The sequence below is a fragment of the Sporosarcina sp. CAU 1771 genome, from assembly GCF_054482775.1.
In genome coordinates this window covers 1-6,018 of sequence record NZ_JBTLRN010000048.1, presented here as the reverse complement: position 1 = coordinate 6,018, position 6,018 = coordinate 1, and the positions used below count along the sequence as shown (strand labels likewise).

The window sequence follows — 6,018 nt, the reverse complement described above, 5'->3', positions numbered from 1 at the left end:
CAACAGATCGAATCAAATTAGCAATGGAACAACAATCGTTAAATGTAGCTTAATTAAATCGGTTTTCTATTTTTAAAAAGCTTATAAACCATCAAGGAGCTACTTTACGCATTTTTAAAAACGTTAATTATGAAATTGATTCAATCATGTAAGTAATAATTAAAACCGATATAATCATGCCGATAGTCTTAACTTTCATTAATTCACCTCCTAAACGAACGTTGAAATCAACTAACCACATTCGAATAACCCCTCAACAATTTGGCCCGATTGCGATTTAGATGCAACCGCTTATAAAGCAATCGCGCCCGATTGGGGAACAATATTTATAACAAGATTTACGTTTTATTTGCATTTAAATCACCGTATACTTTATATACAATGCTGCTAAACGTAAACTTAACAGGGTATAACGAGATAATAATAGCAATTATCTGGCTGACTGTTTTGATTACTCCTGTCAGATGCAATTTGTCGTTAATGACGAAGTTTGCTAATTGAATTAGACCAAATCCAATACCCACCGATACTGCTAACGCAAATAAGATTAAAGCAGCTTGTGATATAGACAGTTTTCCTAATTTTTTAATGCTACCATCACTGATTGAAAAGCTGATATGAGATAATGGGAGTAACAACAAGTACCAATTTGAATAACCAAATACAATCCAAGAAACCCCCATTACTAAGAGTAAAATCCATCCGATTATATTAAATACCTTTTTGTTCATTTTCACTTTCACCCTTCCTTAAGAATTGAAGAATCCCGTTACTTCCTCTCTTAAATACGGATTAACCCTTGCTTAAGTTTCGCTCTTAAACAAAATGGCCCGATTCCAGCGCAGTCCTTATCCAAGAATTGCGCCCGATTCTGGTGAAAAATTATTTGTCTGATTGCTTAGCTAAAACCAAACCTAATTTAAATAGCAAATACAATACGAAAATAATCACTAAGGTTCTTGATATTACATACCCATCAAGAGCTAATTCATAGCCACCCGATAGTAATATATTCGGGTTAATAATAATAAAAGCCGCGATAAGTATAGGTATTGCAATTAAAATAACGGCTAAAGTAGATTTATTGCTCATTGTCGTCCCCCTTAATTACTAAACAATAGGCTCCTTATATGTAATAAGGGCGCGTGTTCTTGCTACACAAACGCGCCCATTTGTTGAAGAACAACCCTATTCACCAACTTGGAGCAAGTACCTCTTTTCTTTCTTATCATACTCAACAATTAAAATATCTCTTCTTTCTTTTGGGGAGAATATCTTTGCACCAACTGGTAATTTAGTTGCCATACCTTCAGATATTTCTCCTATTTGTTCATCTTTTGTTAACTTCTCCTCTTCAATCCAATCTACACCTGTTTTATAAACTGATCCATCAAATTCAAAGATATCTGCATCTGGATTTAGTTTTAATACTTGTTTCTTACTTAACGCTCCTCCTAAATTATGTCCAGGGCTTACATTACAGCCAATCAAAAATATAGGAATGCAGAGTAGTATGACAATAGTAAGGGGCAATCGCATAAGTACCTCCTATGAATATGATAAGGACCACTTAACAATAATCTGGCCATTATATTGAACAATTCAGATTCCAGACTTATTTTAAAGTATAAGATAATTCAAGCCACATAAGTTATCTGAAATAACCAATCCTTTTAATTGAGAATTGTTATCAATTACTGTATGTTAGATAGTAACGATACATATAATTGAGTAAAGGGGAATATATAATGCAAATATACTGGACTAAAATAAATAAGATTATTGAAGAATCCGCTGAGGTTAAAACGTATGTGCTTGACTGCCCGGAAGGGTTTACATGGGAAGAAGGTGCCCACACCCACTTTGCACTGGAAGGTTTTAATGCTGGAGATAAACCAAACCGTGGCTTGATTCGCCATATGTCAATCTCCACTTTACCGCACGAAAGTTCAATTGGTATCACAACACGCATCAGAGAGCAGTGCTCTGAGTTTAAAATGAATTTAAGAGATCTTGTGGTTGGCGATGAGGTCGCAATATTTAAAACCTATTCGAATGTACCGCTTAAAAGAGAAGACAAAAATGTGTACCTGCTGTCATCTGGTGTAGGCCTAGCAACTTTTAGACCGCTTGTACTTGATTATTTCGAACGTGCTGACAACGTCAACCAAATGCATTCCCTGAACATTGATTCATCAAAAGACTTCTTATTCACTAATATTTTTGAATCCGCGCCTGACAAGAAGTTCACATCACAGTTCGTCGATAACCGGAAAGACTACTATGAAGAAGTGAAAAATCTTGCCGCAGACAAGGATGGACTCTTTTATGTTGTCGGCAGCGACGAATTCCTCTCACAGAATATTGAAGTACTACGTGAGCAGGGCATCAAGCCGGAACAGATTATGCTCGACAAACGTGAACAACAACTGGCTGAGTTTTTATCATTCGATTTGTCAATTTAAAAGAGACAAAATATTTTCTTGGTAAATACCAAATATACGATCCATTAACGGGCTTGATTGTGGCACAAGGTTTAGTTGTAGACACCTAGTTGATTGGAGTGTAAGACCGCGACTCTGGGAGGATTAGCGAGACAGGTGAAACAACCAACGGTAGCGAAGCGGACGGGTTGGTCCACCGCTCGCCCTCCAGAACGCGCCCGTCTGAAACGGAAATCGACGTGTTAGATATACTCATGGGCCAGATAGTTGCAGAAAAGGAGTGATTTTTGATGAGTGTTATAGGTATGAGTATTGGAATTATAATAGGTACAATTTTAGAGATAATCTTTAATAACATTGTATGGGGTATAGCTTTCGGAATTATAGGTGGATCAGTTATAAGTTTAATGTTTTTCAATAAAAGTGATGAAACAAGTAATTCTTAACAATACAGCTATCGGGGCGCGATTGTTTAATAAGCGTCTCTGTTCTTATTAAAACAACGAGTACCTTAGTTGAACAATCGGCTGCCTTTACAGGGCAGCTTTTTCTTATTGAGTAAGGGAGTTAACTACTTCCGTGAACGGGTGTTATGTCTACTAGAAGTAAATAGTACATACACCAACGTTTGGGTCAGATTATGCATCAACCTTCTGTCTCGCTGTTCAATTATATCTATAAACTTTCGAGAAAAGTGCTCGGCTGCTCGTTTAACTGCTTCATCCGCAACCCTACTTATCAAATCATCTAATAGCCGATCTAGCAGGAATTATTAGATGTTGCAAAACTGTAAGGTAGACGTCACCCGAACCGATGGATAGACATTGGGATTTATCCTACAATGAAATCAGTAAGTTAAGGATTGGTCGGAAGAAAAGTTGAAATGGAGTGGAAAAAATGAGGAAATTACTGAGTGTATGTTTAGTAGCTTTAATTGCAGGTTCTATATTGACAGGATGTACTGGGGTGACAAAAATGTTCACAAAGGCAAACGGTATAGTTTTGTATGGAGATCATCAACAAATTGAGCAATCATTTAAGCAAGAAGAGAAAGATTTAAAATCAAAGGATGCCTACAAAATTAAAATTGTAGAAGATGGCGATCAAAAGATTATGGTTTTGGATAAAAAGACAGCTCAAGCTCTTGTCGACAAAGAATTGCTAAAAGAAGTGACAACAGATAACAAAACAGAACCAATTACATCAATTCCAAAAGGAGTAAGTATACTCTTTGCAAAGGAAGAACTGGATGAAGTTAACTTAAACGGGCAGCCAATGATAGTAACCTATGAAGGGAATATAATCATCGGAGATGGAAGAAGTTATGTAGATATGTTCATGGTTGTAGATGAAGCTCAATGGTCTTCTATGAAAGCTACAGAGAAAACGATGGGCATTATAGAGTATAAAAAAGACCCAAGTGAAAAAATGAGTGAATTTGATGTGGAAGGAAATCAACTGGTCGAAATAAAAGGTAATTAATGTAATTTATGCATCGGTTACGATCGTAACCGATGCATAAATCTATCTGTAGAGTGGAGAGATTTAGAATGAATAAACGAATTGAGGAACTGGATTATATACGAGGATTCGCCTTGTTGGGAATCATTCTGGTAAATATATTGGCTTTGCTTCAAATAGGTATTCCTGAGCCGAATACAACAGATGCAAGTTATCAACGATTTTTATTTTTGTTTGTAGAAGGTCGTTTTTACTCCATCTTTTCATTTTTATTTGGAGTGGGATTTTATATCTTTCTTACGCGGGCACGAAGTAAAAAACAAAATGGATATGTATTGTTTTTACGTAGAATAGTAATTTTATTTGCATTTGGAGTAGCTCATATGTTTTTTCAACCGGGAGAAGCATTGGCGATTTATGCTGTATGCGGATTACTTGTACTACCGTTCTTTAAAGTAAACAAGCATGTGAACCTTGCTATAGGCATAACGTTGCTTGTCGTGTTTGCAGTCATGGGAGCGAAACTACTCTTAACATTTCCATTGATATTATTGGGTTTGGTATGTGGCCAATACCGTATTTTTGAAAACCTTGGTGAAAAAAGACGACTCTTTTTCTTTACAGCAAGCATGTTAATCTTCAGTGGATTCGCCTTATATGCACAGTACCAATTAGTACCTGATGAACCGTTTTTCGGTATGATAATAATGGATGAAGAAGGGCCAATTGGCGCAGCAAGCAAATTTTTGAAGGTCGGTATAATGGTCGGCCCGCTACTGTCAGCATTTTATGTAGGACTGTTGCTTCTTTTATTACAATCAAAAATAGTAAAACTTGTTCTTACACCGCTAAAGTATTACGGTCGGATGGCCTTGACCAATTATTTAGGACAAACTGCACTTATTCTACTTGCTGGTAGAGTTTTTAATCTAACAGCAAACCTTTCGTATATGGGAACCTTATATATATGCATAGCAATTTGTGCCATTCAGATGGTGTTCAGTATGATTTGTCTACGCTACTTTAAAATGGGGCCACTTGAATGGATCTGGAGAGTTATTACGTATTGGACAATCATTCCTTTGGTTAAAGAAAAATAATGTACCGGCACAATAGAAATAGATAAAAAAGTCTCCCTTTTATTTAGAAAGGGAGACTTTTTTATCTATTTCTGGTGCCATAACTTATGAGAATCGACACCGTTTTAGCGATGTAGTAGTATCAAGGTATTAAGATGTGTCGTATCTTAGTGTCATAAGTGAACCGCAAAAAAGGGGCTAATACATAATGAAATACGGATACGCAAGAGTAAGTACAGCATCCCAGGATCTTGAGGTACAACTTCAAGCGTTAGAGAAAGAAGGCTGCGATAAAATCTATTCTGAGAAGTTCACGGGTACCAAGGCAGACCGTCCCCAATTCGTTGAATTACTTTCTATATTGGAGGAAGGTGACACGCTAATAGTCACAAAACTGGATAGGTTCGCCCGTACTGCGTTATCTGGTACAGATTTAATCAAAGACCTGCTGCAAAATGGCGTGAAGGTCCATGTGCTGAATATGGGCTTAGTGGAGGATACGCCAACAGGACGATTGATCCTGAACGTCATGGGTTCCTTTGCAGAGTTTGAAAGGGATATGATAGTGGAACGTACACAGGAAGGCAAAGCCATTGCAAAACAGAACCCCGATTTCAAAGAAGGTCGCCCGAAGAAGTACGGTAAAAAACAGATAGAACACGCTCTACATCTACTGAAAAGTAATTCCTATAAGCAAGTGGAGGAAATAACGGGTATTTCAAAAAGTACATTGATTCGTGCCAAAAAGGGAGCTACCCAATGACACTAACTGGATACAACAGGCGTTATGTTAACCTGGTGTGTATAGAGGATACAAGATACAAGATCGTCCAGAAATTGTATCAATGGTTTGCGGATGGAGATAATCGAGTTTCTTGTTCAACTATCTGTAGCAATAGGTAAGCCTTTGAAGTTATCTCCAACTTTTCCCCTGCTCCGCACGGAACGTGCCAGTTTCCAAGCATTCCGCGTTCCATCTAACGATGGTTTTATTAATTATAAGTTTCAAGTTACTCTTCTTGATTTGGGTTATT

At 37.1% G+C, this 6,018-nt stretch carries 7 protein-coding genes; 4 read left to right on the top strand and 3 right to left on the bottom strand.

Annotation, left to right across the window (positions count from 1 at the left end; translation table 11 throughout):
• Positions 1-338 precede the first annotated feature (338 nt).
• The 3 genes from ACXYMX_RS16845 to ACXYMX_RS16835 form a co-directional block, all read right to left on the bottom strand.
• A complete protein-coding gene (locus ACXYMX_RS16845; RefSeq protein ID WP_459045405.1) occupies positions 339-731 on the bottom strand; it encodes a disulfide bond formation protein DsbD in 393 nt (130 codons plus the stop codon).
• 151 nt (positions 732-882) lie between these two features.
• Complete coding sequence (locus ACXYMX_RS16840) at positions 883-1,092, bottom strand: hypothetical protein (protein WP_459045404.1); 210 nt, start codon at positions 1,090-1,092, stop codon at positions 883-885.
• A 96-nt stretch (positions 1,093-1,188) separates the two neighbouring features.
• Positions 1,189-1,539 carry a hypothetical protein gene (locus ACXYMX_RS16835; protein WP_459045403.1) on the bottom strand — a complete coding sequence of 117 codons (351 nt, stop codon included), beginning with the start codon at positions 1,537-1,539 and terminating at the stop codon, positions 1,189-1,191.
• Positions 1,540-1,748: 209 nt separating this feature from the next.
• Here ACXYMX_RS16835 and ACXYMX_RS16830 point away from each other — a divergent pair, with 209 nt between their 5' ends.
• The 4 genes from ACXYMX_RS16830 (at position 1,749) to ACXYMX_RS16815 (ending at position 5,747) form a co-directional block, all read left to right on the top strand.
• Positions 1,749-2,465 (top strand): dihydropteridine reductase, encoded by a 717-nt coding sequence (locus ACXYMX_RS16830; RefSeq protein ID WP_459045402.1) that lies wholly within the window; start codon positions 1,749-1,751, stop codon positions 2,463-2,465.
• Positions 2,466-3,341: 876 nt separating this feature from the next.
• Positions 3,342-3,926 carry a lipoprotein BA_5634 family protein gene (locus ACXYMX_RS16825; RefSeq protein WP_459045401.1) on the top strand — a complete coding sequence of 195 codons (585 nt, stop codon included), beginning with the start codon at positions 3,342-3,344 and terminating at the stop codon, positions 3,924-3,926.
• Positions 3,927-3,994: 68 nt separating this feature from the next.
• The gene (locus tag ACXYMX_RS16820; protein WP_459045400.1) at positions 3,995-5,005 is read left to right on the top strand and encodes a DUF418 domain-containing protein; all 1,011 of its coding nucleotides are present in this window, start codon (positions 3,995-3,997) and stop codon (positions 5,003-5,005) included.
• A gap of 187 nt (positions 5,006-5,192) precedes the next feature.
• Positions 5,193-5,747, top strand: coding sequence for a recombinase family protein (locus ACXYMX_RS16815; RefSeq protein WP_459045399.1), 555 nt, complete (start codon positions 5,193-5,195; stop codon positions 5,745-5,747).
• The last annotated feature ends 271 nt before the right edge of the window (positions 5,748-6,018 follow it).

Bases quoted from the DNA above. Each gene is read 5' to 3' on its own strand.
- ACXYMX_RS16845 (WP_459045405.1), bottom strand. From the start codon at position 731: ATGAACAAAAAGGTATTTAATATAATCGGATGGATTTTACTCTTAGTA.
- ACXYMX_RS16840 (WP_459045404.1), bottom strand. From the start codon at position 1,092: ATGAGCAATAAATCTACTTTAGCCGTTATTTTAATTGCAATACCTATA.
- ACXYMX_RS16835 (WP_459045403.1), bottom strand. From the start codon at position 1,539: ATGCGATTGCCCCTTACTATTGTCATACTACTCTGCATTCCTATATTT.
- ACXYMX_RS16830 (WP_459045402.1), top strand. From the start codon at position 1,749: ATGCAAATATACTGGACTAAAATAAATAAGATTATTGAAGAATCCGCT.
- ACXYMX_RS16825 (WP_459045401.1), top strand. From the start codon at position 3,342: ATGAGGAAATTACTGAGTGTATGTTTAGTAGCTTTAATTGCAGGTTCT.
- ACXYMX_RS16820 (WP_459045400.1), top strand. From the start codon at position 3,995: ATGAATAAACGAATTGAGGAACTGGATTATATACGAGGATTCGCCTTG.
- ACXYMX_RS16815 (WP_459045399.1), top strand. From the start codon at position 5,193: ATGAAATACGGATACGCAAGAGTAAGTACAGCATCCCAGGATCTTGAG.